General features: G+C 61.5%; 27 protein-coding genes. 10 read left to right on the forward strand and 17 right to left on the reverse strand.

The features are described 5' to 3' along the window. Positions 1 to 122 precede the first annotated feature (122 nt). The 3 genes from HX839_RS14165 to hemB all read left to right on the forward strand — a co-directional run bounded on the left by HX839_RS14165 (position 123) and on the right by hemB (position 2,770). Positions 123 to 821 (forward strand): glutathione S-transferase N-terminal domain-containing protein, encoded by a 699-nt coding sequence (locus tag HX839_RS14165; protein ID WP_008435902.1) that lies wholly within the window; start codon positions 123 to 125, stop codon positions 819 to 821. Between the two features lie 8 nt (positions 822 to 829). Further along, entirely contained in the window at positions 830 to 1,672 is an 843-nt protein-coding gene (locus HX839_RS14170; protein ID WP_177067208.1) for a PhzF family phenazine biosynthesis protein, read from the forward strand. 123 nt (positions 1,673 to 1,795) lie between these two features. Beyond that, positions 1,796 to 2,770 (forward strand): porphobilinogen synthase, encoded by a 975-nt coding sequence (gene hemB, locus HX839_RS14175; RefSeq protein ID WP_003211635.1) that lies wholly within the window; start codon positions 1,796 to 1,798, stop codon positions 2,768 to 2,770. A 125-nt stretch (positions 2,771 to 2,895) separates the two neighbouring features. Here the strand turns inward: hemB and HX839_RS14180 are convergent, their stop codons facing one another. Then, complete coding sequence (locus HX839_RS14180; protein ID WP_003211632.1) at positions 2,896 to 3,510, reverse strand: LysE family translocator; 615 nt, start codon at positions 3,508 to 3,510, stop codon at positions 2,896 to 2,898. A gap of 146 nt (positions 3,511 to 3,656) precedes the next feature. On the opposite strand from HX839_RS14180, the gene HX839_RS14185 reads away from it, so the two are divergent. Then, positions 3,657 to 4,742, forward strand: a complete 1,086-nt coding sequence (locus tag HX839_RS14185; protein WP_177067209.1) for a DUF1615 domain-containing protein — start codon at positions 3,657 to 3,659, stop codon at positions 4,740 to 4,742. 93 nt (positions 4,743 to 4,835) lie between these two features. Further along, on the forward strand, positions 4,836 to 5,255 hold the full coding sequence (locus tag HX839_RS14190; RefSeq protein WP_003211628.1) for a PaaI family thioesterase: 420 nt from the start codon (positions 4,836 to 4,838) through the stop codon (positions 5,253 to 5,255). Between the two features lie 60 nt (positions 5,256 to 5,315). Here HX839_RS14190 and HX839_RS14195 read toward each other — a convergent pair whose 3' ends face one another. The 3 genes from HX839_RS14195 to HX839_RS14205 are packed head-to-tail and all read right to left on the reverse strand — an operon-like array spanning position 5,316 to position 7,898. Beyond that, positions 5,316 to 6,497 (reverse strand): acetyl-CoA C-acetyltransferase, encoded by a 1,182-nt coding sequence (locus HX839_RS14195; protein ID WP_177067210.1) that lies wholly within the window; start codon positions 6,495 to 6,497, stop codon positions 5,316 to 5,318. Between the two features lie 11 nt (positions 6,498 to 6,508). Continuing rightward, complete coding sequence (locus tag HX839_RS14200) at positions 6,509 to 7,168, reverse strand: CoA transferase subunit B (protein ID WP_003211625.1); 660 nt, start codon at positions 7,166 to 7,168, stop codon at positions 6,509 to 6,511. 31 nt (positions 7,169 to 7,199) lie between these two features. Then, the gene (locus HX839_RS14205; protein WP_008435892.1) at positions 7,200 to 7,898 is read right to left on the reverse strand and encodes a CoA transferase subunit A; all 699 of its coding nucleotides are present in this window, start codon (positions 7,896 to 7,898) and stop codon (positions 7,200 to 7,202) included. 133 nt (positions 7,899 to 8,031) lie between these two features. Here HX839_RS14205 and HX839_RS14210 point away from each other — a divergent pair, with 133 nt between their 5' ends. Continuing rightward, positions 8,032 to 8,940: a LysR family transcriptional regulator gene (locus tag HX839_RS14210; RefSeq protein ID WP_134326891.1), complete on the forward strand. Its 909-nt coding sequence runs from the start codon at positions 8,032 to 8,034 to the stop codon at positions 8,938 to 8,940. Positions 8,941 to 9,004: 64 nt separating this feature from the next. Here the strand turns inward: HX839_RS14210 and HX839_RS14215 are convergent, their stop codons facing one another. From HX839_RS14215 to HX839_RS14240, 6 genes are all read right to left on the reverse strand, one after another. Then, a complete protein-coding gene (locus tag HX839_RS14215) occupies positions 9,005 to 9,334 on the reverse strand; it encodes a hypothetical protein (RefSeq protein WP_003211618.1) in 330 nt (109 codons plus the stop codon). A gap of 625 nt (positions 9,335 to 9,959) precedes the next feature. After that, positions 9,960 to 10,808 (reverse strand): NAD-dependent protein deacetylase, encoded by an 849-nt coding sequence (locus HX839_RS14220; protein ID WP_177067211.1) that lies wholly within the window; start codon positions 10,806 to 10,808, stop codon positions 9,960 to 9,962. Positions 10,809 to 10,822: 14 nt separating this feature from the next. Next, complete coding sequence (locus HX839_RS14225; protein WP_003211614.1) at positions 10,823 to 11,263, reverse strand: CBS domain-containing protein; 441 nt, start codon at positions 11,261 to 11,263, stop codon at positions 10,823 to 10,825. Positions 11,264 to 11,398: 135 nt separating this feature from the next. Further along, positions 11,399 to 13,348, reverse strand: a complete 1,950-nt coding sequence (locus tag HX839_RS14230) for a DNA topoisomerase III (RefSeq protein ID WP_177067212.1) — start codon at positions 13,346 to 13,348, stop codon at positions 11,399 to 11,401. A gap of 235 nt (positions 13,349 to 13,583) precedes the next feature. Further along, complete coding sequence (locus HX839_RS14235; RefSeq protein ID WP_008435879.1) at positions 13,584 to 15,206, reverse strand: MFS transporter; 1,623 nt, start codon at positions 15,204 to 15,206, stop codon at positions 13,584 to 13,586. 158 nt (positions 15,207 to 15,364) lie between these two features. Beyond that, entirely contained in the window at positions 15,365 to 17,008 is a 1,644-nt protein-coding gene (locus tag HX839_RS14240; RefSeq protein ID WP_177067213.1) for a GMC family oxidoreductase, read from the reverse strand. Between the two features lie 129 nt (positions 17,009 to 17,137). Here HX839_RS14240 and HX839_RS14245 point away from each other — a divergent pair, with 129 nt between their 5' ends. Beyond that, positions 17,138 to 18,028 carry a LysR family transcriptional regulator gene (locus HX839_RS14245; protein WP_003211603.1) on the forward strand — a complete coding sequence of 297 codons (891 nt, stop codon included), beginning with the start codon at positions 17,138 to 17,140 and terminating at the stop codon, positions 18,026 to 18,028. Here the strand turns inward: HX839_RS14245 and HX839_RS14250 are convergent. The 4 genes from HX839_RS14250 to HX839_RS14265 form a co-directional block, all read right to left on the reverse strand. Beyond that, positions 18,025 to 19,884, reverse strand: a complete 1,860-nt coding sequence (locus HX839_RS14250; protein ID WP_177067214.1) for a DUF3857 domain-containing transglutaminase family protein — start codon at positions 19,882 to 19,884, stop codon at positions 18,025 to 18,027. The two genes, HX839_RS14245 and HX839_RS14250, sit on opposite strands and share 4 nt — an antisense overlap. 150 nt (positions 19,885 to 20,034) lie before the next feature. Continuing rightward, entirely contained in the window at positions 20,035 to 21,132 is a 1,098-nt protein-coding gene (locus tag HX839_RS14255; RefSeq protein ID WP_177067215.1) for a DNA alkylation repair protein, read from the reverse strand. A gap of 50 nt (positions 21,133 to 21,182) precedes the next feature. Further along, positions 21,183 to 22,529 carry a glutamine synthetase family protein gene (locus HX839_RS14260; protein ID WP_008435874.1) on the reverse strand — a complete coding sequence of 449 codons (1,347 nt, stop codon included), beginning with the start codon at positions 22,527 to 22,529 and terminating at the stop codon, positions 21,183 to 21,185. 11 nt (positions 22,530 to 22,540) lie between these two features. After that, entirely contained in the window at positions 22,541 to 23,098 is a 558-nt protein-coding gene (locus HX839_RS14265; RefSeq protein ID WP_003211595.1) for a helix-turn-helix domain-containing protein, read from the reverse strand. A 72-nt stretch (positions 23,099 to 23,170) separates the two neighbouring features. Here HX839_RS14265 and HX839_RS14270 point away from each other — a divergent pair, with 72 nt between their 5' ends. Further along, positions 23,171 to 23,548 carry a DUF4440 domain-containing protein gene (locus HX839_RS14270; protein ID WP_023658940.1) on the forward strand — a complete coding sequence of 126 codons (378 nt, stop codon included), beginning with the start codon at positions 23,171 to 23,173 and terminating at the stop codon, positions 23,546 to 23,548. An 11-nt stretch (positions 23,549 to 23,559) separates the two neighbouring features. On the opposite strand, the gene HX839_RS14275 is transcribed toward HX839_RS14270, so the two are convergent. Beyond that, on the reverse strand, positions 23,560 to 23,910 hold the full coding sequence (locus HX839_RS14275; RefSeq protein ID WP_087694086.1) for a LemA family protein: 351 nt from the start codon (positions 23,908 to 23,910) through the stop codon (positions 23,560 to 23,562). Positions 23,911 to 24,070: 160 nt separating this feature from the next. On the opposite strand from HX839_RS14275, the gene HX839_RS14280 reads away from it, so the two are divergent. Together HX839_RS14280 and HX839_RS14285 are read left to right on the forward strand one after the other, a co-directional pair. Further along, entirely contained in the window at positions 24,071 to 24,379 is a 309-nt protein-coding gene (locus tag HX839_RS14280) for an RcnB family protein (RefSeq protein WP_177067216.1), read from the forward strand. A gap of 153 nt (positions 24,380 to 24,532) precedes the next feature. Further along, a complete protein-coding gene (locus tag HX839_RS14285) occupies positions 24,533 to 25,726 on the forward strand; it encodes an MFS transporter (protein WP_023658939.1) in 1,194 nt (397 codons plus the stop codon). A gap of 90 nt (positions 25,727 to 25,816) precedes the next feature. Here HX839_RS14285 and HX839_RS14290 read toward each other — a convergent pair whose 3' ends face one another. Both HX839_RS14290 and HX839_RS14295 read right to left on the reverse strand, forming a co-directional pair. Continuing rightward, positions 25,817 to 26,086, reverse strand: coding sequence for a DUF1652 domain-containing protein (locus HX839_RS14290; RefSeq protein ID WP_003211585.1), 270 nt, complete (start codon positions 26,084 to 26,086; stop codon positions 25,817 to 25,819). A gap of 11 nt (positions 26,087 to 26,097) precedes the next feature. Then, positions 26,098 to 26,349, reverse strand: coding sequence for a CsbD family protein (locus tag HX839_RS14295; RefSeq protein ID WP_003211583.1), 252 nt, complete (start codon positions 26,347 to 26,349; stop codon positions 26,098 to 26,100). Positions 26,350 to 26,475: the final 126 nt, after the last annotated feature.

The following is a 26,475-nucleotide window of genomic DNA, read 5'->3' on the forward strand; positions in this document are numbered from 1 at the left end:
GGGGGAGATGGGGCGGCATCCTTGCCGTGTGCAGGAGATTAACCCGCAGATGTTGCTGAATTAAGACGGATGCACGATAGGCACTGAACCACTACTCTCCTACTTTTATCAGGAGTCCCATGATGAACTCACTTTCAGACTTCCCCATCACCGCCAAATGGCCGGCCCGGCATCCCGAGCGTCTGCAGCTGTATTCGTTGCCCACGCCCAACGGGGTCAAGGTGTCGATCATGCTCGAGGAAATCGGCCTGCCCTACGAGGCGCACAAGGTCAGTTTCGAGACCCAGGACCAGCTTTCCAGCGAGTTCCTGTCGCTGAACCCCAACAACAAGATCCCGGCGATCATCGACCCCAATGGCCCGAGCGGCCAGGCGCTGGGGCTGTTCGAGTCGGGCGCGATCCTGATCTACCTCGCCGAGAAGAGCGGTGAATTGCTTCCCGAAGACCCGGCGATGCGTTACGAGACGATCCAGTGGCTGATGTTCCAGATGGCCGGTATCGGGCCGATGTTCGGCCAGGTGGGGTTCTTCAACAAATTCGCCGGCGCGGCCTACGAAGACAAGCGCCCGCGCGATCGCTACGTCGCCGAGTCGCGCCGCTTGCTGGAGGTGCTGGAAAAGCGCCTGTTGGGCCGCACCTGGATCATGGGTGACGAGTACAGCATCGCCGATATCGCCACCTTCCCGTGGGTTCGCAACCTGATCGGCTTCTATGAGTCCGGCGACCTGGTGGGTATTACCGACTTCCCGAACGTACTGCGGGCCCTGGACGGGTTTGTCGCCCGGCCGGCGGTGATCCGTGGCTTGAACATCCCAGCATAAGGACCGGCATGGCTTCTTTCGACTTCAAACAACTGGACGTTTTCAGCAGCGTGGCCGTCAAGGGCAACCCGTTGGCCGTGGTGCTGGGCGCCGACAGCCTGAACGACCAGCAGATGGCGGATTTCGCCAACTGGACCAACCTCAGCGAAACCACCTTCCTGCTCAAGCCCCGTGATCCACGAGCGGACTACCGCGTAAGGATCTTCACGACCCTCAAGGAATTGCCGTTTGCCGGCCATCCGACCCTGGGCAGTTGCCATGCCTGGTTGCTGGCCGGTGGCCAACCCGCTGGGGAGGAGATCATCCAGGAGTGTGAGATCGGCCTGGTGCGCATCCGCCGCCAGGGCGATGAACTGGCGTTTATCGCGCCACCGTTGCTGCGTTCCGGCCCGCTGGAAGCTGAATTGGTCGAGCGCGTGCGTCGGGCCCTGGCCCTTGAACCCGGTGCGATTTTGCGCAGCCAGTGGGTGGATAACGGCGCGGGCTGGCTGGCGGTGATGCTGGCGGATCGCGAGCAGGTACTGGCACTGCGGCCGGACTATTCGCAGTTGCAGGGCTTGGCCGTGGGCGTGATCGCCCCGTGGAACCCCGAGCGGGATGGCGATGAGGCGCAGTTTGAGGTGCGGGCCTTTATTGCCGGCGACGGCGCTCCGGAAGATCCGGCCACCGGCAGCCTGAACGCCGGTGTCGCCCAGTGGTTGCTGGGCGAGGGGTTGGCGCCCAGCCGCTATGTGGTCAGCCAGGGCACCGCCATGGGCCGCGCCGGGCGAATCCGCATTGAACACAGCGGCGAGGAAATCTGGGTCGGCGGCGCGGTTGCCGTTTGCATTGAAGGCCGTCTACAGCTCTAGATCAATGCAATTGTTACCAAGCCTGCAATAAACTGTTCCGCACTTGGCGTTTGTGCTCTGCGGTGCACGAGGCATAAGCTTTCGCCCCAAAGATTTTTGGCCTGCCTTTTTTCAGGAGCATCAATGTCCAGCCAGTTCCCCGAAGCCCGTCCACGCCGCCTGCGCCGCTCCCCGGAGTTGCGTGGCCTGTTCCAGGAAAGCGAATTCACCCTCAATGACCTGGTGCTGCCGATCTTCGTTGAAGAAGAAATCGACGACTTCGTGCCGATCACCAGCATGCCCGGGGTGCAGCGCATTCCCGAGTCGAAGCTGGCCGGCGAGATCGAACGCTATGCGAAAGCCGGGATCAAGTCGGTGATGACCTTCGGCGTGTCCCACCACCTGGACGCCTCGGGCAGTGACACCTGGCAAGAGCGTGGCCTGGTGTCGCGCATGTCCTCGATCATCAAGGATGCGGTGCCGGAAATGATCGTGATGTCCGACACCTGCTTCTGCGAGTACACCGACCACGGCCATTGCGGCGTGATGCACGGCGCCGAAGTCGACAACGACCGCACCCTGGTCAACCTTGGCAAGCAAGCTGTGGCTGCCGCTCGTGCCGGTGCCGATGTGATCGCCCCGTCCGCCGCGATGGACGGGCAGGTCCAGGCCATTCGCCGGGCCCTGGATGAAGCAGGCTTCAGCCATATCCCGATCATGGCCTATTCCACCAAGTTCGCCTCGGCCCTCTACGGCCCGTTCCGCGAAGCCGGCGGCAGCGCGCTGAAGGGCGATCGCAAGAGCTACCAGATGAACCCGATGAACCGCCGCGAAGCGGTGCGCGAATCGTTGCTGGATGAGCAGGAAGGTGCGGACGCGCTGATGGTCAAGCCGGCCGGCGCGTACCTGGACATCATCCGCGACATCCGCGAAGCCTCGCGTTTGCCGGTGGCGGCGTACCAGGTCAGCGGCGAGTACGCGATGATCAAGTTCGGCGCCCAGGCGGGTGCGATCGATGAAGCCCGCGTAGTGCGGGAAACCCTGGGCTCGATCAAGCGCGCCGGTGCGGACTTGATCTTCACCTACTTCGCGATGGACCTGGCACTCGCCGGGATCTAAGTAACCTGTGGCGAGGGAGCTTGCTCCCGCTGGGGCGCGCAGCGGCCCTGAAAATGGGCCTGCTGCGCAGTCCAGCGGGAGCAAGCTCCCTCGCCATAAGAAGGCTGTTCGCGGCTGCTTGCAACTTAGCGCTGGGCAAACGCCAGGTTCAGCCCCAACCCCGCAAACGCCGCTGCAAAACTGCGGCGCAGCCAGTTCTGTACACGTGGCGATTCGATCACCGCGCGGCGGAACACATTGGCCAGCAGGCCATAAATCACAAACACCGCAAACGTCATCGCCATGAATACACTGCTCAGCAACAGCATTTGCAGGGCCGGTGCGCCCGCGCCCGGGGTGACGAATTGCGGCAGGAACGCCAGGAAGAAAATCGTCAGCTTGGGGTTCAGAATATTCAGCAACAGGCCTCGCACCATCAGGCTGTGGGCGCTGGAAATCGTCGGTGTGTCGTTCATGGCAAAGGCCGTTCGGTCCCGCCAGGTGGCGTAGGCGAGGTACAGCAAGTAGGCGGCCCCGGCATACTTGAGGGCTTCGAACGCCAGGGCGCTGGTATGCAGCAGGGCGGACAGCCCAAGCACGGAGGCCAACAAGTGCGGAACGATCCCGGCGGTGCAGCCCAGCGCCGCGAACACACTGGCGCGCTTGCCGGCGGTCAGTCCGGTGGACACGGTGAAGATCACGCCGGTGCCGGGAATGAGCACGACGATCAGGCAGGTGATCAGGAAGTTCAGGCTAAGCATGGCATTCAAACTCCTTGTAGGAACGACGGGAGCCTGATCCTTTCACGTTGCGGTTTTTTTGGCGAGTGCGGCAGGTCGGCGAACCCCGGTTAGACTTACCGGTCGATATCTGCCAAGACTGGCCCATTGTCGCCCAAGGAAGCCCCATGCGTTCATCTCGCCTCATCCTGTGCCTTACCACCTTATTGGTATTGGCCGGCTGCTCCAGCCAGCGCACCCAGCAACTGCCGGAACGCAGCGAAGCCGAGGTGAAAGCGCAGATCGTGCGACTGATGCCGGCCAGCGTGCCGGATCGTGGCGGCTGGGCCCAGGACATCTACACCGCCTTCAACACGCAGAAAATCTACCCTGGTACGGAGAACATCTGCGCGGTATTGGCCGTGACCGAGCAGGAGTCCACCTATCAGGTCGACCCGCCGGTCCCGAACATGGGCAAGATCGCCCAGGACGAGATCCTGCGGCGCGCCGCTAAAGTCCATGTGCCGGCGGTATTGGTGCGCACGGCACTGCAACTGCGCTCGCCCACCGGCAAGTCCTACGCCGAGCGCTTGAACGCTGCGCGCACCGAGCGGGATTTGAGTGGAATCTTTGACGACTTCATCAGTGTCGTGCCCTTGGGCAATACGCTGTTTGGCGGCTTCAACCCGGTGCATACCGCCGGCCCGATGCAGGTCAGCATCGACTTCGCACAGAAGCAGGCCCGGGATTATCCCTACACCGTGGATGGCAGCATCCGCCGGGAAGTATTTACCCGCCGAGGCGGCATGTACTTTGGCATCACCCATCTGCTGGGCTACCCGGTGCACTACGACCAGATGCTGTACCGCTTCGCCGATTTCAACGCGGGTTGGTACGCCAGCCGCAATGCGGCATTCCAGGCGGCTGTCAGCCGGGTCTCGGGTACCACGCTGGCGCTGGACGGCGACTTGATCAACTACGGCTCGTTCCTGCCAGGCACCACCGAGCTGGCAGTGCGCTCACTGGGCAAGGCGCTGGACATGCGCAACCCGAGCATCCGCAGCCAGCTGGAACAGGGCGAGCGCCTGGATTTTGAAGACACCACCCTGTACCAGCGGGTGTTCGCCCTGGCCGACAAGGCCGCCGGCAAACCGGTGCCGCGGGCGATCCTGCCGGGCATCGTGCTGAAAAGCCCGAAGATCACCCGCAACCTCACCACGGCCTGGTTTGCCAAGCGCGTGGATGAGCGTTATCAGCGCTGCATGAAGCGTTAGGCTTATCACCGGGGATTTACCGGGCTGATGTTGATGGTCCGGATGGCTGCGGTGGGATACACCTCCAGTCTTGTCCCCAAGGAAGAACCTGACATGACTGCCCATGCCATCCCCGAAGGCTTTACTCCGCTGCGTCGCAGCAGCCCACTCCTGGACCTGCTTGGCCCGGTGTATAGCCGAGGTGAGGGCTTGCAGCTGGAAATCGGCCTGCGCGCCGACAACCGCCACGCCAACGGACGCGGCACCGTGCACGGTGGCGTGCTGGCCACCCTGGCGGATGTGGGCATGGGCTACGCCATGGCGTTTTCCAGCGAGCCGCCGCTGCCGTTGATCACGGCGAGCATGACCCTGGACTATCTCGGCGCGGTGCAGGTAGGGGAGTGGGTCGAGGTGCGTCTGGAGCATCACAAGCGCGGGCGGCAGATGGCGTTTGCCACGGTCAGCGTGCAGGTCGGGGAGAAGGTGGTGGTGCGGGCAAATGCGGTTTTTGCGGTGCCCCAGGCGCGGGACTGACCGATAAAGAAAAGGCCCGGTTTTCGTGGAACCGGGCCTTTTCCATGTTGCTCTTTGAAATCAGCTGCGTTCAAGGGCCAGGGCTACACCTTGCCCGCCACCGATGCACAGGGTAGCCAGGCCTTTCTTGGCGTCACGCTTGATCATTTCATGCAGCAGGGTCACCAGCACACGGCAGCCTGACGCGCCAATCGGGTGGCCGATGGCAATCGCGCCGCCGTTGACGTTGACCTTGGCCGCGTCCCATTCCAGCTGTTTGCCCACCGCCAGTGACTGCGCGGCAAAGGCTTCGTTGGCTTCGATCAGGTCCAGGTCGCCCAGGCTCCAGCCGGCCTTGTCCAGGCAGCGGCGGGTGGCCGATACCGGGCCAATGCCCATGATCGCGGGATCAACGCCGGCGTTGGCGTAGCTGGCGATTCGGGCCAGCACTGGCAAGCCGAGCGCCTTGGCTTTGTCCGCGCTCATCAGCAGCACGGCAGCCGCGCCGTCGTTGAGGCTGGATGCGTTGCCGGCGGTGACGGTGCCGTCTTTCTTGAAGGCCGGCTTGAGCTTGGCCAGGGATTCGGCGGTGGTGCCGGCGCGTGGCTGTTCGTCCACGGCGAAGGCCACCGGGTCGCCCTTGCGCTGGGGAATCAGGATCGGTGTGATCTCATCGCTGAAACGCCCGGCTTCAATGGCCGCCGTGGCTTTTTGCTGGGAGGCGGCGGCGAAGGCGTCCTGGGCTTCACGGCTGATGCCGTACTTGTCCACCAGGTTCTCGGCGGTGATGCCCATGTGGTAGTCGTTGAACGCATCCCACAGACCGTCGGTGATCATGCTGTCGATCATCTTCGCATGGCCCATGCGCAGGCCGGTGCGGGCGGCTGGCAATACGTACGGGGCCAGGCTCATGTTCTCCATGCCGCCGGCGATGATTACCTCGGCATCGCCGCAACGGATCGCTTGTGCGCCCAGGTGCAGGGCCTTGAGCCCCGAGCCGCAGACCTTGTTCAGGGTCAGCGCCGGCACGGCGTGGGGCAGGCCGGCGAGGATCGAGGCCTGGCGGGCCGGGTTCTGGCCGCTGCCGGCGGTGAGCACCTGGCCAAGGATCACTTCATCCACGAGTGCCGGGTCGATGCCGGTCTGCTCCAGCAGGCGACGGATCACCGCAGCCCCCAGCTCCGGGGCCGGGATGCTTGCCAGCGAACCTTGGAAGCTGCCCACGGCGGTGCGGGTGGCAGCAACAATCACGACGTCTTGCATGGAATCTGTCCTCACTGGAAGTGCATTTCTGGAACGTGGTCCGGGACGATCAGTTTACCGGCTGTCTTGCTGACGATCTCTTCAACACTGACGCCAGGTGCGCGTTCCTTGAGGACAAAAGCGCCATTTTCGATTTCCAGGTAGGCCAGGTCCGTCAGCACGCGCTTGATGCAGTTGGCGCCGGTCAGCGGCAGGCTGCATTGGCTCAGCAACTTGGATTCACCGTCCTTGGACGCGTGGGTCATGATCACGATGATGTTCTCGGCACCGGCCACCAGGTCCATCGCGCCGCCCATGCCCTTGACCAGCTTGCCGGGGATCATCCACGAGGCGATGTTGCCTTGTACATCGACCTCAAACGCGCCGAGCACGGTCAGGTCGACGTGGCCGCCGCGAATCATCGCGAAGGATTCGGCCGAGGAGAAGATCGACGCGCCAATGCGCGCGGTGACGGTTTGTTTGCCGGCGTTGATCATGTCGGCATCGATGGTTTCTTCAGTAGGAAACGGACCCATGCCCAGCAGGCCGTTTTCCGACTGCAGCATGACCTCCATGCCTTCTGGGATGTAGTTGGCCACCAGGGTCGGAATGCCGATGCCGAGGTTGACGTAGAAACCGTCCTGCATTTCGCGGGCGACGCGTTGAGCCATTTGTTCGCGGGTAAGAGCCATTTTTTGTCTCCTTATTATTTGGGCTGGTGGATTATTTGCGGAGGGTGCGCTGTTCGATGCGCTTCTCGAAGGTGCCGCAAATGATCCGGTCGACGTAGATCCCTGGGGTGTGGATATGCGCCGGGTCCAGCTCGCCCGGTTCGACGATTTCTTCGACTTCGACCACGGTGATCCTGCCGGCGGTGGCGGCCAGCGGGTTGAAGTTCTGGGCGGTGTGGCGATAGATCACATTGCCGAAGTGGTCGGCTTTCCAGCCTTTGACGATGGCGAAGTCGCCGGTGATGGATTCTTCCATCAGGTACGGGCGACCGTTGAACTCGCGGGTTTCCTTGCCTTCAGCGACTGGCGTGCCGACGCCGGTGGCGGTGAAGAAGGCCGGGATGCCGGCACCGCCTGCGCGCAGTTTTTCGGCGAGGGTGCCTTGGGGCGTCAGGACCACTTCGATTTCGCCGCTGAGCAGTTGCTTCTCGAACAGGGCGTTTTCACCGACGTAGGACGCGAAGACCTTGCTGATCTGCTTGCCTTCCAGCAGCAGGCCCAGGCCGAAGCCGTCGACGCCGCAGTTGTTGGAGACCACGGTCAGGTTGCGGGTGCCCTTGCGCTTGATTTCGGCAATGAGGTTTTCCGGGATGCCGCACAGGCCAAAACCACCGGCAAGAACCGTCATGCCATCTTCCAGGCCTGCCAGCGCCTCTTCATAGGACGCTACGCGTTTATCAAAACCTGCCATATGCACCTCTTTTATTGTTTGTGGGCCAGCCATATGAACCGAGTGTTGCGCCGACGGATTGATTTGTTAAGTTGTTTTTTAAGGTTGATTGATTTAAAAAACAGCATAGTCCTCAGCCATCGGGAGAAGCTTCATGACAGTTAAACAGATGCGCGCCTTTCTTGCCGTGGCCCAGACCTTGAGCTTTGCGGCCGCCTGTGAGCGTTTGCATCTTTCCCAGTCGGCCTTGAGCCTGACCATCAAAGGCCTGGAAGAAGGCCTGGGCGGGCGGCTGTTCAGCCGCAATACGCGCAATGTCGCGCTGACCCCTGAAGGCGAATCCCTGCTGCCCCTGGCCCGGCGCTTGATCGCCGACTGGGACAATGCCGAGGATGAGTTGCGCCAGCGTTTCACCTTGCAGCGCGGGCGGGTAACGGTGGCGGCGATGCCGTCGTTTGCCGGAAACCTGCTGCCACCGATCCTGAAGATTTTTCGCGCGCGCTATCCCCAGGTCAACGTAACGGTGAATGACGTGATCAACGAGCAGGTGCTGGAAATGGTCCGCGATCGCCAAGTTGAGTTGGGCGTGGCGTTTGAACCGTCGGAAAGCTCATCGCTGGTGTTCACCCCGCTGTATGTGGACCGCTTTGTGGCGGTGGTGCCCGGTGACTCGCCATTGGCACGCCGCTCCGATATCGCCTGGCACACCCTGCTTGAACAACCCTTCATCACCTTGCAGCGCCCGTCCACGGTACGAGTGATGCTTGAAGAACACCTGAAGGCGCTGGACCTGAAGCTGCCCGTAGCCCTGGAGAGCCATCAACTGGCGACGGTGGGCAAGATGGTTGCCAGTGGCTTGGGCGTGAGTGCAGTGCCGGCGTTGTGTGCACGCCAAATGCAGGAAGCAGGCGCCCATTGCATCACCTTGAGCGATCCGGTGATCGAACGGCCGATTGGTGTACTGACCAAGCCCGGCCACGAACTTTCAGCGGCGGCCCAGGCCATGTTTGATATTTTTTGCGATGAAGCGGGGAAGGGGCGTTTTCCGGCGTTGTTGCGATAACCGTCGGCCATAAAAAAGCCTGCTCGTTTTAAGCGAGCAGGCTTAAGTGATAAGTGCGTAGTTATCAGCAGTATCTGTCGATCACCTTAACTTGCGAATGGCCTTTAAGGTTCTGCCACTCGGTATTAAGTGTATGGAAGACCTGCTCGATAAAGTTGCGATCGGCGGCGGCTTTCTTGCCGACATAACCCTGGCCGCGGCGGTACATCTTCAGGCGCGCTGCCAGTTCACGGTTATTCCTGTCGAACTCTTCTTCCACGGTGTGGGGCGCCAGGCAGTCAATATGGACCTGGCCCGATTTACCAATCCAGAGGATATGGTCGTCGAGCGTGTCTTTCTGCGCTGCGAACATCTCAGCCAATTCATCGATAGTTGGTTGGTTGTTCAGATTCATGTGTAAGCCCCTTGACCAGTTGGCGATCTCTAGTTGATCCGTTAAAACTACTAAGTTGTCTCCGGCTCAGAAAACCGGGCGTCAGCGACTGTCTGCCGAATACGGGCAGGGTCTTGAACCGATGCATGTAGTCTTGCTGATGACCTGCTACGCAATGGTTTCATAACGAAGACAAGCAGCGTTTGAGCTCCTTGTACCGATCCTTTCGGGCCGGTCAGCTTCATCAATCTGCCTTGTGGGCAGTGCACATCCGGAAAAAACAGCTCGGCGGTCAGACGAGCTTGTTCAAAACGCGTGTTACCAACGCTCCCGATCCGGGAGACGCTTGAATCATGCAATTACAAAACGGTTACGTCAACGATTATGTAGTGATTATTTTTGAGCACTACATAAATCCTTGCAGGGCGGGGGTGTGAGCGGAAAACATGACTTGGGCGTCACTTTTCGTGCGGGCAGGTCGCGGGATCCGGGGCTTTTTGTGGCGAGGGAGCTTGCTCCCGCTGGGGTGCGAAGCGCCCCCACCAGGCTGACTGCGGTTCTGCAGGAATCATTCGGTTGTCGGTTTTGGGGCTGCTGCGCAGCCCAGCGGGAGCAAGCTCCCTCGCCACAGAAAAGCAGGATTGGGCTATCCCAGGCGTTCTGCCAGCAACGGCAACAAACGTTCGCAGGAGGCTTCGATCTTGAGTTGCAGCAACTCATCGCCCCGTGTCTTGCCCAGATTGATGGCAATCACGGGCTTGCCTTGCTCGACCATCGCCTTGCACAACCGAAACGCTGAATACGCCATCAGCGACGAACCCACCACCAGCAATCCTTCTGCGTCATCCACCGCCGCCATCGCCTTGGCTGCCGTGCCCTGGGCGACGTTCTCACCGAAAAACACCACATCCGGCTTCAACCGTTGCCCACCGCAATGGGGGCAGCGGGGCACCTGAAAACGTCCTTCAAAGGCCGGGTCCAGCAGGGTGTCACCGTCGGGGGCTTGAACGGCATCCACACCCGCCAAGTACGGATTCTCCGCTTCCATTTGGCGCTGGATCAGGTCCCGTTCGCTGGTCTGCTGGCAATCCAGACATAGCACCCGGTGAAGGCTGCCGTGGAGTTCGATCACATCATGGCTGCCAGCCTGGTCGTGCAGGGTGTCGACGTTCTGGGTGATCAGCCCGGTAATGCGCTGGCGCTGCTGCAGGGTGGCCAACGCGATATGCGCCGCGTTCGGCTGCGCGACACGCACCCTCGGCCAGCCGAGCATCGCCCGCGCCCAGTAGCGGCGGCGCGCCTGCGGGGTTGCCAGGAACTCCTGGTACATCATCGGTGCCTTGCCCCGGCGCACGCCTTCGCTGTCGCGATAATCGGGAATCCCCGAAGAGGTGCTGATACCCGCACCGGTCAGCACCAGGAAGCGCCGTTCGGCCATGGCCCGGTGCAGGCTGTCGAGCTGGTTATCGACTTGATGTTGCAGGGTATCGAGCATGGGGTCCCCAATGATTATTCGCCGCGAATGTACTGCTCCAGCTGTTTGATCAGGTCGGCCTGTTCGGCAATCGCTTCCTTGACCAGGTCGCCGATGGACAGCAGGCCAAGCAGTTCGCCATTCTCCACCACAGGCAGGTGCCGCAGATGTCGGTCGGTCATGATCGTCATGCACGTCTCGACAGTCTGGTGAGTGTCGACGGTGATCACCGGTGAATTCATGATCTCGTGGGCTTTGGTCGTCACCGAAGACAATCCATGGAGGATGACCTTACGGGCATAGTCTCGTTCACTGATGATGCCCACCACCTTGCCGTCCTGGAGCACTGGCAAGGCCCCGACGTTTTTCGAAGCCATCACGATCAAGGCCTCAAATACCGTATGGTCGTGGGGGATGGTGTGGACTTGATGGTTATGCTGGTCTTTGGACTTCAGCACTTGGGCAACGGTTTTCATGGAGGCCACTCCGGTGTTGTTATTGTTGGGAGGTTAGCAGGCCCTACAGAATCCTGGATGGCCTGCAGCAGGGCAAGGTCCAAAGCGGCATACATCCCGTCGAAAAACGTCATTGTCGCGATTTCTTAGTGCTTCTCAGCCTTTGTTTGCCGGTTTCGCCGCCCGCTTCGGGCTGGTGGCCGTCTTGCGCTTGGCCGGTTTGCGTTTGTTTTTCCACGGTGTGGCACCCCGTCCTGCCGGGCTGGCCGGACCGCTGATGGTCAGACGCATGCCGGTGCAGCGGGTGACTTGCTTGCTCATCCACGCCGCCTGCTTGGCGACGAATTCTTCCAAGCTCATCTCTCCGCTTTGCACCATGTCCAGTGCCTGCTCCCAGATGGCCGTGGTGCCGGGGTCGGCGATTGCCCGTGGCACTGCATCGATCAGGCTGAACGCGGCAGGCGTTGCCGACAGCGCCTTGCCGTTTTTCACCAGATAGCCGCGGTCCAGCAGGCCCTGGATGATCCCGGCGCGGGTGGCTTCGGTGCCGATCCCGGTGGTGTCCTTGAGCTTTTGCTTGAGCAGCGGGTCTTCCACCAGCTTGGCGACGTTTTTCATCGCCTTGATCAGGTCGCCTTCGGTGAAGGGTTTGGGTGGCTGGGTCCACAGGTCCTTGAGGTTGACCTTGGCCACGGCGTAGTCCTGCCCCTGAACCAGTTTTGGCAAGGACTGCGGCGCAGGTGCTTCACGGCCCTTGGCCGGCGCCAATGCTTCCGGCAATGCGCGTTTCCAGCCAGGCTCGACGATGACTTTGCCGACTGCCCGCAGGGCTTCCCCGGCGCAATCGAAGTCGGCCTGGGTGCGGTCGTATTCGTGGTTGGGCAGGAACTGTGCGAGGTAGCGGGCGCGAATCAGGGTGTATACCGCGCGATGCTTGCCGGTCAGTTGCCCGACATCCTTGCCGGCGCCGGTTGGGATGATGCCGTGGTGCGCACTGACCTTGGCGTCGTTCCAGGCCCGTGAGCGGCGTTGTGGGTCCATGTGCGGCATCAACGCGTTCACTGCCGGATCGGCCCGGCCCAGCGCCGCGAGGATTTTCGGCGCGTCGCCGTGCTGGCTAAGGGGCAGGTAGCCGCAATCGCTGCGCGGGTAGGTAATCACTTTGTGGGTTTCGTAGAGCGACTGCGCAACATCCAGGGTTTCCTGAGCGCCGAGGCCGAGCTTTTTCGAGCAGATTTCCTGCAAGGTGCCGAGGTCGAAGGGCAGGGGCGCCACGTCGCGCATCCGCTCGGTACGCAGTTTGACCAGTCGCGCACTGGCGGCGTTGCTCATGGCATTGGCGGCGTCCCGGGCAAGCTGCGGATTGAGGCAGCGGCCCTGATCGTCACAGGCGTCTTCTGTTGCGCGCCACTGCGCCGTAAAGGTGATGTCGTCGTGGAGCAGATCCACATCGATGGCCCAATAAGCGACGGGTACAAAGTCGGCAATGCTGCGGTCCCGGTCCACTACCAGGCGCAAGGTCGGGGTTTGCACACGGCCGACCGGCAACACGCCCTGGTAGCCGGACTGTTGGCCCAGCAGGGTAAACAGGCGGCTCATGTTCATCCCGATCAGCCAGTCGGCACGGGAGCGGCCAAGGGCCGAATGGTAGAGGCTGAAGGTTTCAGCACCGGGCTTCAACGAGGCCAGGGCCTTGCGGATCGACGCGTCGTCGAGCGCCGAGAGCCATAGCCGCTGGATGGGGCCGCGATAACGGCAATGCTCCACCAGCTCACGGGCGATCATCTCGCCCTCACGGTCGGCATCGGTGGCGATCACCAGTTCCTGGGCTTCCCCCAGCAGACGCTTGACCGCCTTGAACTGGCTGGCAGTCTTGGGCTTGACCAGCATCTTCCACTTTTCGGGGATGATCGGCAGGTCGGCCAGCACCCAGCGCTTGTACTTCGCGTCGTAGCTGTCGGGCGGGGCGGTTTCCAGCAGGTGGCCGATGCACCAGGTCACCGTCACGCCTGAACCCAGCCAGCAACCGTCGCCACGCCGGGTCGCGCCGAGCACGGCGGCGATATCCTTGGCCTGGGACGGTTTTTCACAGAGGAACAGCCGCATGGTCACCACATTCGCTACGCAATTGAATGGGGAGCAGGATGGGCAATAAATTAGAATTGGGCAACTTTTATCTGGATGGATATACAGCAATTTGTGTGTCTGGTGCTAAACCCAATGTGGGAGCGGGCTTGCTCGCGAATGCGGTGTATCAGTCAACCTATCCGGCGACTGACACCCCGCTTTCGCGAGCAAGCCCGCTCCCACACTGAAACTCCAGCGTCGGCCGGATCGACGTTTAGTTATTGTCGATATCGACGTTCTTGGTCTCTTTCAGGCAAATCAGCCCCACGATCAGGCTCACCCCGGTAATGACCACCGGGTACCACAGCCCATAGAAAATATCCCCGGTGTACACCACCAGCGCAAACGACACCGTCGGCAGGAAGCCACCAAACCAGCCATTCCCGATGTGGTATGGCAGCGACAGCGAGGTGTAGCGGATGCGTGTCGGGAACAGCTCCACCATCAGCGCTGCCAGCGGGCCGTAGCACATGGCGGCGATCAGGATCAGCGCGACGATCAGCACCACCACCATGGTTTTGTTGACCTGGGCCACATCAGCCGATTGCGGATATCCCGCCAGGGTCACCGCGCCTTTCAGGGCGGCTTCGTCGTAACCGTCGATACGCACATCACCCACGCTCACCTGCACCGCGCTGCCCGCCGGGGCGGCCGCGCTTTCGTACGGCAGGCCCTGTTTCACCAGGAAGGTCTTGACCTTGTCGCAGGGGCTGTCAAAACGCGCCTTGCCCACCGGGTCGAACTGGAAGGTGCAGGTGGCCGGGTCTGCCAATACGGTGATCGGCGACTGGCGGCTGGCGTGGTCCATCGCCGGGTTGGTGTAGTGCGCCAGGCCCTTGAAGATCGGGAAGTACAGCGCGGTGGCCAGCAGCAGGCCGACCATCAACACCGGCTTGCGCCCCAGCTTGTCCGAAAGCCAGCCGAAGAAGATGAAGAACGGCGCACCAATCACCACGCTGATGATCAGCAGCATGTTGGCCAGTGCCGGATCCATCTTCAAAAACTGCGTGAGGAAGAACAGCACATAAAACTGCGCGGCATAGAACGTCACTGCCTGGCCGGCGTTGATGCTGAACAGCGCAATCAGCACGATCTTGAGGTTTTCCCATTTGCCGAACGACTCGCGGATCGGCGACTTGCTGGCCTTGCCTTCCTCTTTCATTTTCAGGAACGCCGGCGACTCGTGCAGGCTCATGCGGATCCAGGTGGAGATACCCAGCAGCACGATCGACAGCAGGAACGGCAGGCGCCAGCCCCACACTTCGAATTGGTCGCCGGTGAAGTAACGGCACGCCAGCACCACCAGCAGCGACAGCAGCAGGCCGAGGGTCGCGGTGGATTGAATCCAGCTGGTGTGGAAGCCGCGTTTGCCCGCCGGGGCGTGCTCGGCCACATAGGTGGCTGCGCCGCCGTACTCGCCGCCCAGCGCCAGGCCCTGGAGCATGCGCAGCGCGACGAGGATGATCGGTGCGGCAATGCCGATGCTCGAATAGGTCGGCAGCAGGCCGACGCAGAAAGTCGCCAGGCCCATCAGGATGATGGTGGCGAGGAAGGTGTACTTGCGCCCGATCATGTCACCCAGCCGACCGAACACCAGCGCGCCGAACGGGCGCACCACAAAGCCGGCGGCGAAGGCCATCAGGGCAAAGATAAACGCCGTGGTGTCGTTGACCCCGGCAAAGAACTGCTTGCTGATTACCGCCGCGAGTGCGCCATAGAGGAAGAAGTCATACCACTCGAACACCGTCCCGAGGGAGGAGGCGAAGATGACTTTCTGTGTGTCGTTGCTGTCTCGCGCCTTGGTGGCGGAGCCCAGGGGTTGAGCGTGTTCTGACATTTGGGTAGCCCTCACAGTGATTATTTATTGTTGTTCCACTGTCGGCGCCACATCGGCGCCGCTATTCCCCTGTAGGAGCCCGGCTTGCCGGCGATGGCGCTCTCAAGCTGTGCACAACACTTGAAAACGCCACCGCCGGCAAGCCGGGCTCCTGCAGGTCAAGCCGGTAAGGTCAGTTCTTTCTCCGGGGCGAGGCTCCTTGTGTTCGGCGAAAGGATAAGCTGCGCGGCTTTTTCCGCGATCATCAGCGTCGGTGAGCAGGTGTTGCCTGAAGTGATGCGGGGCATGACCGACGCGTCGGCGATGCGAAGGCCGGGAACCCCGTGCACTCGCAGTTGGGCGTCGACCACCGCGTCCTTGTCGCTGCCCATGCGGCAGGTGCCCACTGGATGGAAAATCGTGGTGCCAATGCGGGCGGCGGCTTCCTGCAGTTGTTCGTCTGTCTGCAGTTCTGCGCCGGGCAGGTACTCCACCGGGTTGAATTGCTTCAGGGCCGGCGCCGAGACGATGCGTCGGGTCAGGCGAATGGCGTCGGCGGCCACCCGCAGGTCTTCCGGATGGCTGAGGTAGTTGGGGCGGATCAGCGGTGCGTCTGCCGGGTTGGTCGAGCGAATGTCGATGCGGCCACGGCTTTGCGGGCGCAAGTCGCACACCGAAGCGGTGAAGGCCGGGAACCCGTGCAGTGGTTCGCCAAAGCGCTCCAGGGACAGCGGTTGCACGTGGTATTCGAGGTTGGCCGACGTCTGCTCCGGCCCGGAGCGGGCAAACGCGCCAAGCTGGCTGGGGGCCATGGACAACGGGCCGCTGCGGTCGTACAGGTAGCGCAGGCCCATGCCCATCTTGCCCCACACGGTGCCGGCGATCTGGTTCAGGGTGCGGGCGTTTTCCAGCTTGTAGATCAGGCGCAGTTGCAGGTGATCCTGCAGGTTGCCGCCCACGCCGGGTAACTCGTGCAGCACATCGATGCCCAAAGGCTTGAGCACGCTGGAGGGGCCGATACCGGAGCGTTGCAGGATGCCGGGCGAACCGACGGAGCCGGCGCACAGGATGATTTCCTTGCGCGCCCGCCACGTGACTGGCTGGCCTTGCTGGCGAGCAACCACCGCCGCCGCGCGGCCGTTCTCCAGGAGTACGCGGTCGACTTCAACCTCGGTCATCACCGTCAGGTTGGGCCGCTGGCGGATCGGTTTGAGAAACGCCTTGGCCGCATTCCAGCGCACGCCGGATTTCTGATTGACCTGGAAATAGCCACAGCCTTCGTTGTCGCCCTGGTTGAAGTCGCTGATGCTGTCGATACCGCTTTGCTGCGCCGCGTCACGAAACGCATCGAGGATCGGCCAGTGCAGGCGCTGTTGCTCAACCCGCCATTCACCGCCGTCACTGTGAAATTGCGAGGCACCGGCAAAATGGTTTTCGCTCTGCTTGAACAGCGGCAGCACATCCTTCCAGGCCCAGCCGGGATTGTCCTCGGCCCAGCCGTCGTAATCCCGGGCCTGGCCGCGCATGTAGATCATGCCGTTGATGGACGAGCACCCGCCTAGCACCTTGCCGCGCGGGTAGCTCAGCGCTCGGCCTTGCAGGCCTTCCTGGGCTTCGGTCTTGAAGCACCAGTCGGTACGTGGGTTGCCGATGCAGAACAGGTAGCCGACGGGAATATGGATCCAGGGGTAGTTATCGCGACCGCCTGCTTCAAGCAGCAACACGCGATGGGCAGGGTTGGCAGACAGTCGATTGGCCAGCAGGCAGCCCGCCGGGCCGGCGCCTACCACCACGTAATCGTATTCAGCAGCTGCAGAATGCATCTGTGACCTCGCTTGTTTTTCTTATTGGTCCCATCCTAGTTGTTAGTTTTCGTCTTAAAAATGTTAGTTTTTACCCAGCTGCTGTGCGTTTTTAGACAACGCTGCTGTTCAGGGGAAGAAGGGGAAGGCATGTTCGACTGGAATGATCTGCGGTTCTTTCTTGAGTTACAGCGTAGCGGACGCTTGCTCACGGCGGCGCAACGCCTGAAAACCACCCACGCCACCGTGGCCCGGCACATCGAGGCCATCGAGAAAAGCCTGGGCACTGCGCTGTTCGTGCAGCACGCCCAGGGTTACGAACTCACGCCCTCCGGCGAAGCCCTGCTCAAACATGCCGAAGCCATGGAAAACGTGGCGCTGCTGGCCGAAGAAGAACTGACCCATTCCGCCGCGCCCCTGGGCAAGATCCGCCTGGGGGTGGCCGAGGGTTTGGGCGTGATGTTCCTGGCCAGTCGCATGGGCGGCCTGTTCGAACGCTACCCGGGCCTGGAAGTGGAACTGCTGGCAGTGCCACGGTTTGTCAGCATCCTCAACCGCGAAGCGGAAATCAGCATCCACCTCGAACGCCCCAGCGTCGACCAACTGGTGACTCGCAAACTCACCGACTACCGCCTGGCGCTCTACGCCAGCCGCAGCTACCTGGACCGCACACCGCCGATTGAAAAACGCGAGGACCTGGCGGTGCACGCCTGGATCGATTACGTCGACGATTTACTGTTCAGCCAGGAACTGAAATTCCTCAGCAGTTTCTGCCGCAACCCCAAAGTGGTGTTCCACAGCACCAGCGTGATCGCCCAGCACCAGGCGGCGCGCTCGGGGTTGGGAATTGCCGTATTGCCCTGCTTCATGGCGGCGAGCGACCCGGACCTGGTGCCGCTGCTGCCGGCGGAGAGCATCCAGCGCAGCTACTGGATCAGCTCCCGGCGCGAGTTGCACAAGTCGGTAAGGTTGCGGGTGTTGTGGGATTACCTGGTGGAACTCTGCGCGCGGGAGCAAGGGGTTTTGCTGGGGGAGGGTTAGAGCTTCACCACCTGATGCACCTGTTCACCACAGGCACGGATCTCCTTGATCATCTTTTCAAACGGCGCGCTGACAATTTCATCGTGGGTCAGCCAGCGTATTTTCTGCGTCAGGACGTAGTGATAACGCCAGTCGCCCTTGACGCGCTCACCCGTCAGGTCCAGGTCGTACCACGGCGAGCGTACCTGGCAAGCATTGATGTCCTTGTCGATCTGCCCACCCGACAGTGTGATGGTGTAATCCAGCGTCTCGGGGTTGCCTATGTACAAGTCGGCCAGTTGCCCATTGCGGCGGTAGTTGAGCAGACCGTCCCATTTCTCTTGCAGCAAGGCATCGTTGTAGACGTGGTCGTTGCCCAGCGGTTCCAGGGGCCGCATGTCCGTCAGGGTGGCGCTGACCTTGTAGCTGGCCGGGATCAAGAAGGCGGTGGCGGGGCGCTCGACCTGGCAGTCGGTGATCTGTTTGCCGAAGTTGTCGCAGATGTTCTGGTCGCTGGCGGTGGCGCCTTGCTGGCGGTCGGCGACGCTCAGTTGCATCAGCGGCATGCCGCGAAAATCAACGGTGGCCGAGACCCGGGCGGTGCCCTGGGCGTCGAAGCGCTCCTGTTTGTCGAGGATCAACGTGGGGGCGGCGGGTTGCAGCGGGATGTGTTCTTCACGTACCTGGCCCTCGGCGTTGGTCACCAGCACCCAGCGGTCCTGGATGTCGGGCAGGGTCTGGCCGGGGGCGAAGATCGGGTTGGTCGGGTCCAGCCACCACACCTGGCCATCGACTTCGGCGCGGACGATGGCGTGGTTCGGTGCGCCGGTGCCGGGAATCAGCAGCGGGTTAACCACATCGCCACGGCTGACCCAGGCGGGCTCGGCCTTGATTCCGCTGGCCTTGAGCATGGCCGCTAGCAGCGTCGAAAGGTCTTTGCAGTCGCCGTAGCCGTGCTGTTCGATCTCCGCCAGGCTGAAGGGTACATAGCCGCGATCCGAGGCGCGCCAGTCGCCCAGGTAACGGTAGTGGTCGTTGATGTGCTGCATCAGGCCGGCCACCTGTTGTGCCGGTGGCAAGCCGCGAACGGCGGCCACGGCGGCGGCGCCCTGGGGCGGCAGCTTGGCGCCGAGGATCTGGTTGTAGCGTTCGGCAAAGCCGCCGAAGTACTGCTGGCGATCCAGGGAGCTGCCGACTTCGATACGCGGGGCGTGGCGTATGTAGGCGTTGGCGGATTCGTTGATATAGCTGAGGTAGGTCGGGGCCTTTTGCACCACGTCCAGGGTCTTGCGATTGGCTGATGGCGTAATGCTGAAATCCTCCATCAATTCGCTGCGCCACTCGATCGGCCGCTCGGCGGTGAAGCGTGCCTTGAAGTGGTCGCGCCGTGCGGCGTTGGGGCCGAACTGCAAGGCGTAGTAGAACTCGGTCATCAGCGGTTTGGCCGGGTGATGTTCGCGCACCGTGTAGCGGATTTGCGTGCCGACCCGCAGGTTGGGAAACGCCAGCGAGGTCTGTTTTTCCCGGGAGAAACCCTGGTCCGGGTTGGGGGCGGTGCGGGTGTCGATTTGCGTCGGGTCCAGGGGCACAGGTTTGCCGCCGGGCTGGGTGGACTCGGCCTTGATCAGTTCGAAGCCGTCTTCTTCCTGGTAGCTGAAGTCGATCCGCGAGAGCATTTCGCGGCCGCTTGGCTTGAGGATGGTGTAGTGAAAGCGGGTAGTGCAGTCGACGCTGGCGTCGCGGTTGAAGTGGCAATGCAGCTCGGTGTCGCTGGCCAGCGGGGCTTCGGCCATTGGTTGCAGGGCGGCAAGCGCGCTGTGACTGGCAAGCCCCCAGCTGATGCAGATCAGGGGACGGTAAAACGAAAAACGGAGCATGGGCGCCTCAGGTGGAACATTGACACAAGTACCCTAGGGGTACCGAGAAGGCGCCGGATGATAATGGATCGCAACACGAATGCCTAGCATTGTCCGACAATTAATTACGCTGTAAGGCCCGATCTAGAGCCTTCGTTAATGTTTTAAGGATTATTTTTCGAGTTCAAACTCGACGCTTCCCAGCCGCTCACCGTTCACCAGCACGTGAACCGCATGCTTGCCGGGATAGTGCTTGCGCGTGGTCAATTCACGGATATGTTGGCCACGGCTGATGGCGTGATGTTCTCCGGCACCCAGGGTAAATGCCTTGAGCTTGAACACCTTGGACGCGCTGTGACCGGCGCTTTTCACATAGTCGATGGCGTAGTCGACCACCAGCTTTTGCGACGAATCGGCAGTGGACTCCAGGCTGAAGGACAGGTTGATCCGCTCCCCCAACTTGATCGCCGCCGGCTCGACCTTGAGTTGATGGATCTTCACTTCGGCCCTGGCCCCGGCGCCCATGATCGTCAGCGCCCGGGTGTTGCCTTGCTTGATCAGGCTGCGCAGCGCGTGGCGGGCGATCCACGCCGTGTGGGGGTTATCCAGGGACCAGCCTTCGATCAGGCCCAGCACCCAATCCGGATGGTCCTTGGTGATGTCGTTGAGGTGGTTGGCCACCGACTTGCGCACGTAGAGGCTGCTGTCGGCCTTGAGATTGTCGAGGATCGAAGCGCACAGGTTCGGATCGGCCTGCACCTCGGCCAGGCGAAACGACCATGGCAGCCGTGGCCGTGAACCTTCGCTGGCGAGGCGTCGCACGTGTTCGTTGTCATCCAGCGACCATTGCTGCATTACGGCCAGGGTGCGCTTGAAATCCCTCAGCAGGAAATGCCGCACGGCAAACTCGGCGGAGCCGAAGGTGGTGAAGTACTTGAGGGCAGCCATGGAACGCTTGAAGTCTTCGCCGCCGTAGCTCGCGACGTAGTGGGGCAGGAACAGGCTGACAAAGGCGCTGTTCAGCCGGGGCGCCAGGGCATACAGCAACTTCAGCGTTTGGGGGTAATCCAGCGGGATCACGGCATGCAGGCTTTCGCTGACCCGCGCCATGCGCTGCATCACCGACAGATCCACGAGCCCGGCCTTGGCGTGTTTGAGAAAGCCCTTGGCGTCGAACGCCGGGTACACCGCGGTCATTTCGCTGGCGATGTGTTGCAGGCGTTCGGCGTTGAAGATTTCCTTCAGGGCCGGGGCGCTTTGGTCGGTCATGGGCAAGTCCGCGGTTAGCCAGAGATGCCCACGAGGCTAACCATCAGTGCCTAGAGATACCAGCGATATTCCCGTGCATGAATCTCCTGCTGGAATGCCAGGTGGTCCTGGCGTTTGTTTTCGCAATACACGTCGACAAACTCCGCGCCCAGGCCTTCGCGCAACGTCGGCTGATGCTGCATGGCGCGCACCGCCTCCAGCATTTCCAGGGGGAAGTCCGCGCCGCTGTTGCGGTCTTCGTTCAGCGGGGCGATGGGTTCTTTGGCAGCCTCAAGACCGTGTTCAAGCCCCACCAGAATCGCCGCCAATACCAGATATGGGTTGGCATCGGCACTCGCCAGGCGATGTTCGATGCGCAGGTTGCGCGGGTCGGATTCAGGGATTCGCACGCACGCGTCACGGTCTTCAAAGCCCCAGCACGCGCGGGTTGCCGCGTTGACCGTGCCACCAAGGCGGCGGAAGGCGTTGTGGTTGGGCGAGAAGATCGGCATGCAGTGCGGCAGCAGTTCCAGGCAACCCGCCACCGCGTGGCGCAACGGTTGCTGCTGGTGGGCCGCCAGCAGGTTATTGCCCGCCGCATCGTACAGGCTGACGTGCACATGCATGCCGCTGCCGGGGTGTTGCAGGTAAGGCTTGGCCATGAAGCTGGCGCGATAGCCGTGCTTGAGGGCCACGCCACGGGTGCTGCGGCAGAACAGGGCGGCCCAGTCGGCGGCGCGCAGGCCGTCTTCCAGGTGGCCGAAATTGATTTCGAACTGGCCGGGGCCGAGTTCGGCGGTGATCACCGTGATGTCGATGCCCTGGGCCTTGGCCGTCTCGACCATATCGTCCAACACCGGCGCAAAGCGTGACAGGCGCTCGATGTGCAAGTTGGGCTGGTCGTCCGCGTCATCACTCAGCGGGTCGCGGGCAAATTGCGGCAGGCCGTCGCTGAGTTTTTTGTCGAACAGGTAGAACTCCAGCTCGAACGCGACCACCGGGTGAATGCCTTTGCGCTGCAGGCGTTCCAGCACCTTGGCCAGTACTTCCCGGGGTTCGAATTCGATGGGCGCTTCGGTGCCGTCGGAGGTAATCAACATCTGCCCCAGCGGCTGCGCCTCCCAGCTCACCGGCTTGAGGGTGCCGGGCACCAGGCGGCGGTTGGCGTCCGGGTCGCCGTCGTGGAAGCAGTAGTCGCCGATCTTGAACAGGCCGCCCTGGGCACCCAGCAGCACCGCGTTCTGCGGCAGTTTCAACGGGCTGCCGGCGGCGACCTTTTCCAGCATCTCCACCGGGTAGCGCTTGCCGTAGAAATGCCCGGGAATGTCCAGGGCAATCAGGTCGACGTAGCGCACATCGGGATGGTTCTGGCGAAAGGTCCGGACTTCGGCCAAAAGCGTGGAAGCATGGCTTTTCACGGGTGTTGCTCCTAGTTGTAGACCCACAGCACGCGGGCTGGCAGGTCGGTCAGGTTGCCGTAGCGGCAGTGGGCAAAACTGGCCAGGTGGAAGCTGTCGCCGGGGCCCAGGGTGACCGAGTCCGGCTCGCCCTCGACCCACAGCGTCAACTCGCCCTCCAGCACGTAACCGGCCTGTTCGGCACGGTCGCTCATGGTTTGTTCGCCGCTGTTGGCACCGGGGGCCAGCAGGCTGTCGAGGATCGAGAACGCGCCGTGCATGCTCGGCGACACCAGGATGTCGGTGATGCCATTGGCGTAATACACCGTGCGCCGTTCGTTGGGGCGGGTGACCCAGTCCACCGCCTTGGGTTTGGACAGGCTGTAGAAATAGGTGGTGGGCACACCGAGCGCGTGGCTGATGGCCGTGAGGTCGGCTACGGTCGGGCGCGACAGGCCGCGTTCAACCTGGGACAGGAAACCCACGGAACGCTCGATCTTTTGCGCCAGTTGCGCCAGGGTGAGCTTCTTGTGCTTGCGCAGGTCGTGGATCAGGATCGCCAGGGCGTCGAGTTCTTCTTGCTTGTCCATGGGCGCTTCGTGAAATTCTTATCAGGAAATTTCATGAAAAATTACAGGATTAATTTCACGAGGGCAATGGGTATGGAGTTGGCAGAGCATTTACGCCGCCTGGAACAGGAGCTGCACCAATGCACCACCCGTGCAGATGCGGCGCGGTTGTCGGTGCTGCTGGCGGATGATTTCGTCGAATTTGGTGCCAGTGGCAATGTGTGGGGCAGCAAGGCCGAGGTGATCGAAGGGCTGCAGGATGAGGTGTTTTCAGTCCGTAGCATCAGTGACTTTGCAATGAAGGTGCTGGCCGAAGGCGTGGCGTTGGTGACGTATCGCTGCCAGCGCGCGGCGACGGATGCAAATGCGGCGGGGGAGTCGTTGCGCAGTTCGGTGTGGCGCGAAAGCGGCGGGCAGTGGCAGATGGTGTTTCATCAGGGCACGCCAACACGTCAGCGTGCACCTGTGTAAGCGCCGGCAGGTCAGGCCGTACGCTTGGCCTCGAACCCCGACAGGCTGACATCATCACGATGCCCGAGCAGCTCGGCCACCACCGAGGTCGGCGACTTGTGCTTGTAGGTGTTGTAGTTGTTGACCGAGTCGTGGAAGAGCTGGCGGGTGAACGCGACACGGCTTTCCAGGCTGGCGATTTCTGCGGTGGGTGACGAGGCATTTTGCGCCGCCGCCAATTGTTGTTCGGCCTCCTTGAATTGGCCGAAGGCTTTTTTGCAGCGATCGAGCAGGGCCACCAGTTCCCTGTAGGTGCCGAACACGTAGAGCGCGAGCAAGGTGACAACGGTCACGAAAATGATGATGACGTGGGTACCAGTCATTGGAATTCCTGAGCGGCTGGAAAAAAGAACCAATCTTATCTGATTAATCGCCGGCCCGGTCGCTGGCTGCCCATCCATCTGCCGCTTCCATCACGGCGCTGAATGATTCCACGCCGCTGCGGTCGGAATCTTTACGCGTCATTCATTGAAGGAAGTGCCCATGAAGTCCAAATCCCTTGTTGCCTGCCTGCTGGTTGCCGCGAGCCTGTCCGCCGCGAGTCTCACCGTCCAGGCCGCGGATACCCCGCAAAAAACCGTGCAGCCTTCGAATATCAATACCCGCAACCTCAAGACGGGAGACCGCGCGCCAGACATTCTGATGCGTAAGGAGTCGGCCATTGCCGACTGGAAGAAACGTGGCCTGAAGCAGCCGGAAGAAGACAGCCAGTGGGCTCGAGTGAACGACAAGTACGTATTGCTCAAAACCACCAACGGCACGATTCTCGACATCACGCCCGTTAAAAAATAAAGCGTTCAGCGGGATGGGTAATCACGCTTCATCCCGCTGCATTTGATTTTTGCATAAATGCATAAACCAGCATTTTTTTCTTCTTGTTTTGCGTTAAGGTACGTCCGCTGCGGGCCGCAATGGTCCCTTTACCTTGACTGGAATGAGAGCAGGATGCTTGCCACAATAAGAAATTACCCGCGTACCGTGAACCTGTTGTTGTCGGCCACGCTGATCCTCACCCTGGCCAAGGCCATCACCTTTCCGTACCTGGTGATCTACCTCACCAACCACTTTGCCCTCGACATCAGCCAGGTCGGCCTGGTGATCGGCAGCTCGTTGATCGTCGGCTCGCTGCTGAGTGTCTACGGCGGTTTCCTGGTAGACCGCATCAACAGCTACAGGCTATTGCTCAGCTTGAGTGTGGTGTTTGCCCTGGGGTTTATCGGCACGGTGTTGGCCCGGGAAATCTGGTCGTTCTACAGCTGCCTGATCCTGATCAACCTGGCGTACGCGGTGATCGACATCGCGATCAAGTCCGGGTTTGCCAGCCTGTTGCCGGAAGATGAGCGCAGCGAAGCGTTTTCCATCAAGTACACCCTGACCAATATCGGCTATGCCGTAGGGCCGTTTTTTGGCGCGATGGTGGCCAAGCTCGATATCAGCTTGCCGTTTATCCTGTCGGCGGTCCTGGGCTTCGGTTTTTTCCTGCTGTACTGGCGTTGGGGCGACCGCACGCTGGCCACGGTAGACACCACGCAAAAGCCGGTGTCGTTCCTCGCGGTGGGGCGTGTATTGCTGCGGGATCACCGACTGGTGTGCTTCACCGTCGGCGGCCTGCTCAGTGCCGTGGTGTTCGGCCAGTTCACCGCGTACCTGTCGCAGTACCTGGTGACCACCACTACCGCCGAATACACCTACACCATCATCAGCGCGGTACTCACCACCAACGCGGTGTTGGTGATTGCCCTGCAATACGCGATTGGCCGGCGCATTTCCCACCGCTACCTGAGCCAGTGGCTGATCTTCGGTCTGGGCATGTTCATGCTGGGGGTGATTGGCTTTGCCCTGGCGAGCAACGTGTGGTGGTGGATCCTGGCGATGGCGATTTTCACCGTGGGCGAAATCGTGGTGTTTCCGGCCGAGTACATGTTCATCGACCGCATCGCCCCGGACAACCTGCGGGGCATGTACTACGGGGCGCAAAACCTCTCCAACCTCGGTGCTGCCCTGGGGCCGGTGCTGTGCGGGCTGGTGCTGGCCAACCTGCCGGCCCACTACATGTTCTACATGTTGGCAGCGTTCATTGTCGGGGGAGGGGTGTTCTATTTTATCGGGGCGTCGTTGAAAGCCCGCGACCTACTGTAGGAGCACGCTTGCTCGCGAAGGTCGTTAACGATAACGCGCCACGCCTGAATGAACGCGGTGCCTGGGCGTTTTTCGCGAGCAAGCCCGCTCCTACAAAGGGCGCAGCGGCAGGTCATCCAGCCTGAGTTTACCGACGGTGTTGCTCTGCAATTCGTACCGCAACTCGTCGACCATCTTTTCCACTTCCTGCGGGGTCTGCAGCTTGTTGACGCTGATCCCGGTGACCACCAAATCCACCCGGCCGCTTTCGGCGTCGAAGACCTTGAGCGTCAACGACGCGTCACGGCACAGGGTGAATTCGCAGGTCAGGGGCGACAGGGCCTCTTCGATGCAGTTGCGCAGTTGGGAGAGCGTAAACATCAGGGTTCTCCTCAGCGACGACGCAGCAACAGGCCCAGCAGCAGGCCGACACCGGCGACGATCGCAACCGTTGCCAGGGGTTTTTGCTTGGCGAAATCGCCAACGGTGTCCAGCGCGTCACCGTAGGTTTGCTGCAACTGGCCAGCGGCCTGGCGAGCGACACCCTCGGCCTGGAGACGTTCGTCACCGGTCAGATCACCCAGAAAACCTTGAGCCTTGCCGGCCACTTTTTCGACGGCGCCTTTGACTTGTTCGCTTTTCATGATGGATTCCTTAAAGGGCATGACATCTCAACGGCACAGGACCCTAAGCCCTATGCCCACCCTTCAAGGTTAAGCAGTGCACCCCCGCGCAATAAGGCGAATTTGCACCGGTCGCACTAGTGCATT

The sequence above is a fragment of the Pseudomonas sp. I8001 genome (genome assembly GCF_013385345.1).
In the GTDB taxonomy this organism is placed as follows: Bacteria; Pseudomonadota; Gammaproteobacteria; order Pseudomonadales; family Pseudomonadaceae; genus Aquipseudomonas.

Coding starts and splice junctions, on each gene's coding strand:
- HX839_RS14165 (WP_008435902.1), top strand. CDS start 123: ATGAACTCACTTTCAGACTTCCCCATCACCGCCAAATGGCCGGCCCGG.
- HX839_RS14170 (WP_177067208.1), top strand. CDS start 830: ATGGCTTCTTTCGACTTCAAACAACTGGACGTTTTCAGCAGCGTGGCC.
- hemB (WP_003211635.1), top strand. CDS start 1,796: ATGTCCAGCCAGTTCCCCGAAGCCCGTCCACGCCGCCTGCGCCGCTCC.
- HX839_RS14180 (WP_003211632.1), bottom strand. CDS start 3,510: ATGCTTAGCCTGAACTTCCTGATCACCTGCCTGATCGTCGTGCTCATT.
- HX839_RS14185 (WP_177067209.1), top strand. CDS start 3,657: ATGCGTTCATCTCGCCTCATCCTGTGCCTTACCACCTTATTGGTATTG.
- HX839_RS14190 (WP_003211628.1), top strand. CDS start 4,836: ATGACTGCCCATGCCATCCCCGAAGGCTTTACTCCGCTGCGTCGCAGC.
- HX839_RS14195 (WP_177067210.1), bottom strand. CDS start 6,497: ATGCAAGACGTCGTGATTGTTGCTGCCACCCGCACCGCCGTGGGCAGC.
- HX839_RS14200 (WP_003211625.1), bottom strand. CDS start 7,168: ATGGCTCTTACCCGCGAACAAATGGCTCAACGCGTCGCCCGCGAAATG.
- HX839_RS14205 (WP_008435892.1), bottom strand. CDS start 7,898: ATGGCAGGTTTTGATAAACGCGTAGCGTCCTATGAAGAGGCGCTGGCA.
- HX839_RS14210 (WP_134326891.1), top strand. CDS start 8,032: ATGACAGTTAAACAGATGCGCGCCTTTCTTGCCGTGGCCCAGACCTTG.
- HX839_RS14215 (WP_003211618.1), bottom strand. CDS start 9,334: ATGAATCTGAACAACCAACCAACTATCGATGAATTGGCTGAGATGTTC.
- HX839_RS14220 (WP_177067211.1), bottom strand. CDS start 10,808: ATGCTCGATACCCTGCAACATCAAGTCGATAACCAGCTCGACAGCCTG.
- HX839_RS14225 (WP_003211614.1), bottom strand. CDS start 11,263: ATGAAAACCGTTGCCCAAGTGCTGAAGTCCAAAGACCAGCATAACCAT.
- HX839_RS14230 (WP_177067212.1), bottom strand. CDS start 13,348: ATGCGGCTGTTCCTCTGTGAAAAACCGTCCCAGGCCAAGGATATCGCC.
- HX839_RS14235 (WP_008435879.1), bottom strand. CDS start 15,206: ATGTCAGAACACGCTCAACCCCTGGGCTCCGCCACCAAGGCGCGAGAC.
- HX839_RS14240 (WP_177067213.1), bottom strand. CDS start 17,008: ATGCATTCTGCAGCTGCTGAATACGATTACGTGGTGGTAGGCGCCGGC.
- HX839_RS14245 (WP_003211603.1), top strand. CDS start 17,138: ATGTTCGACTGGAATGATCTGCGGTTCTTTCTTGAGTTACAGCGTAGC.
- HX839_RS14250 (WP_177067214.1), bottom strand. CDS start 19,884: ATGCTCCGTTTTTCGTTTTACCGTCCCCTGATCTGCATCAGCTGGGGG.
- HX839_RS14255 (WP_177067215.1), bottom strand. CDS start 21,132: ATGACCGACCAAAGCGCCCCGGCCCTGAAGGAAATCTTCAACGCCGAA.
- HX839_RS14265 (WP_003211595.1), bottom strand. CDS start 23,098: ATGGACAAGCAAGAAGAACTCGACGCCCTGGCGATCCTGATCCACGAC.
- HX839_RS14270 (WP_023658940.1), top strand. CDS start 23,171: ATGGAGTTGGCAGAGCATTTACGCCGCCTGGAACAGGAGCTGCACCAA.
- HX839_RS14275 (WP_087694086.1), bottom strand. CDS start 23,910: ATGACTGGTACCCACGTCATCATCATTTTCGTGACCGTTGTCACCTTG.
- HX839_RS14280 (WP_177067216.1), top strand. CDS start 24,071: ATGAAGTCCAAATCCCTTGTTGCCTGCCTGCTGGTTGCCGCGAGCCTG.
- HX839_RS14285 (WP_023658939.1), top strand. CDS start 24,533: ATGCTTGCCACAATAAGAAATTACCCGCGTACCGTGAACCTGTTGTTG.
- HX839_RS14290 (WP_003211585.1), bottom strand. CDS start 26,086: ATGTTTACGCTCTCCCAACTGCGCAACTGCATCGAAGAGGCCCTGTCG.
- HX839_RS14295 (WP_003211583.1), bottom strand. CDS start 26,349: ATGAAAAGCGAACAAGTCAAAGGCGCCGTCGAAAAAGTGGCCGGCAAG.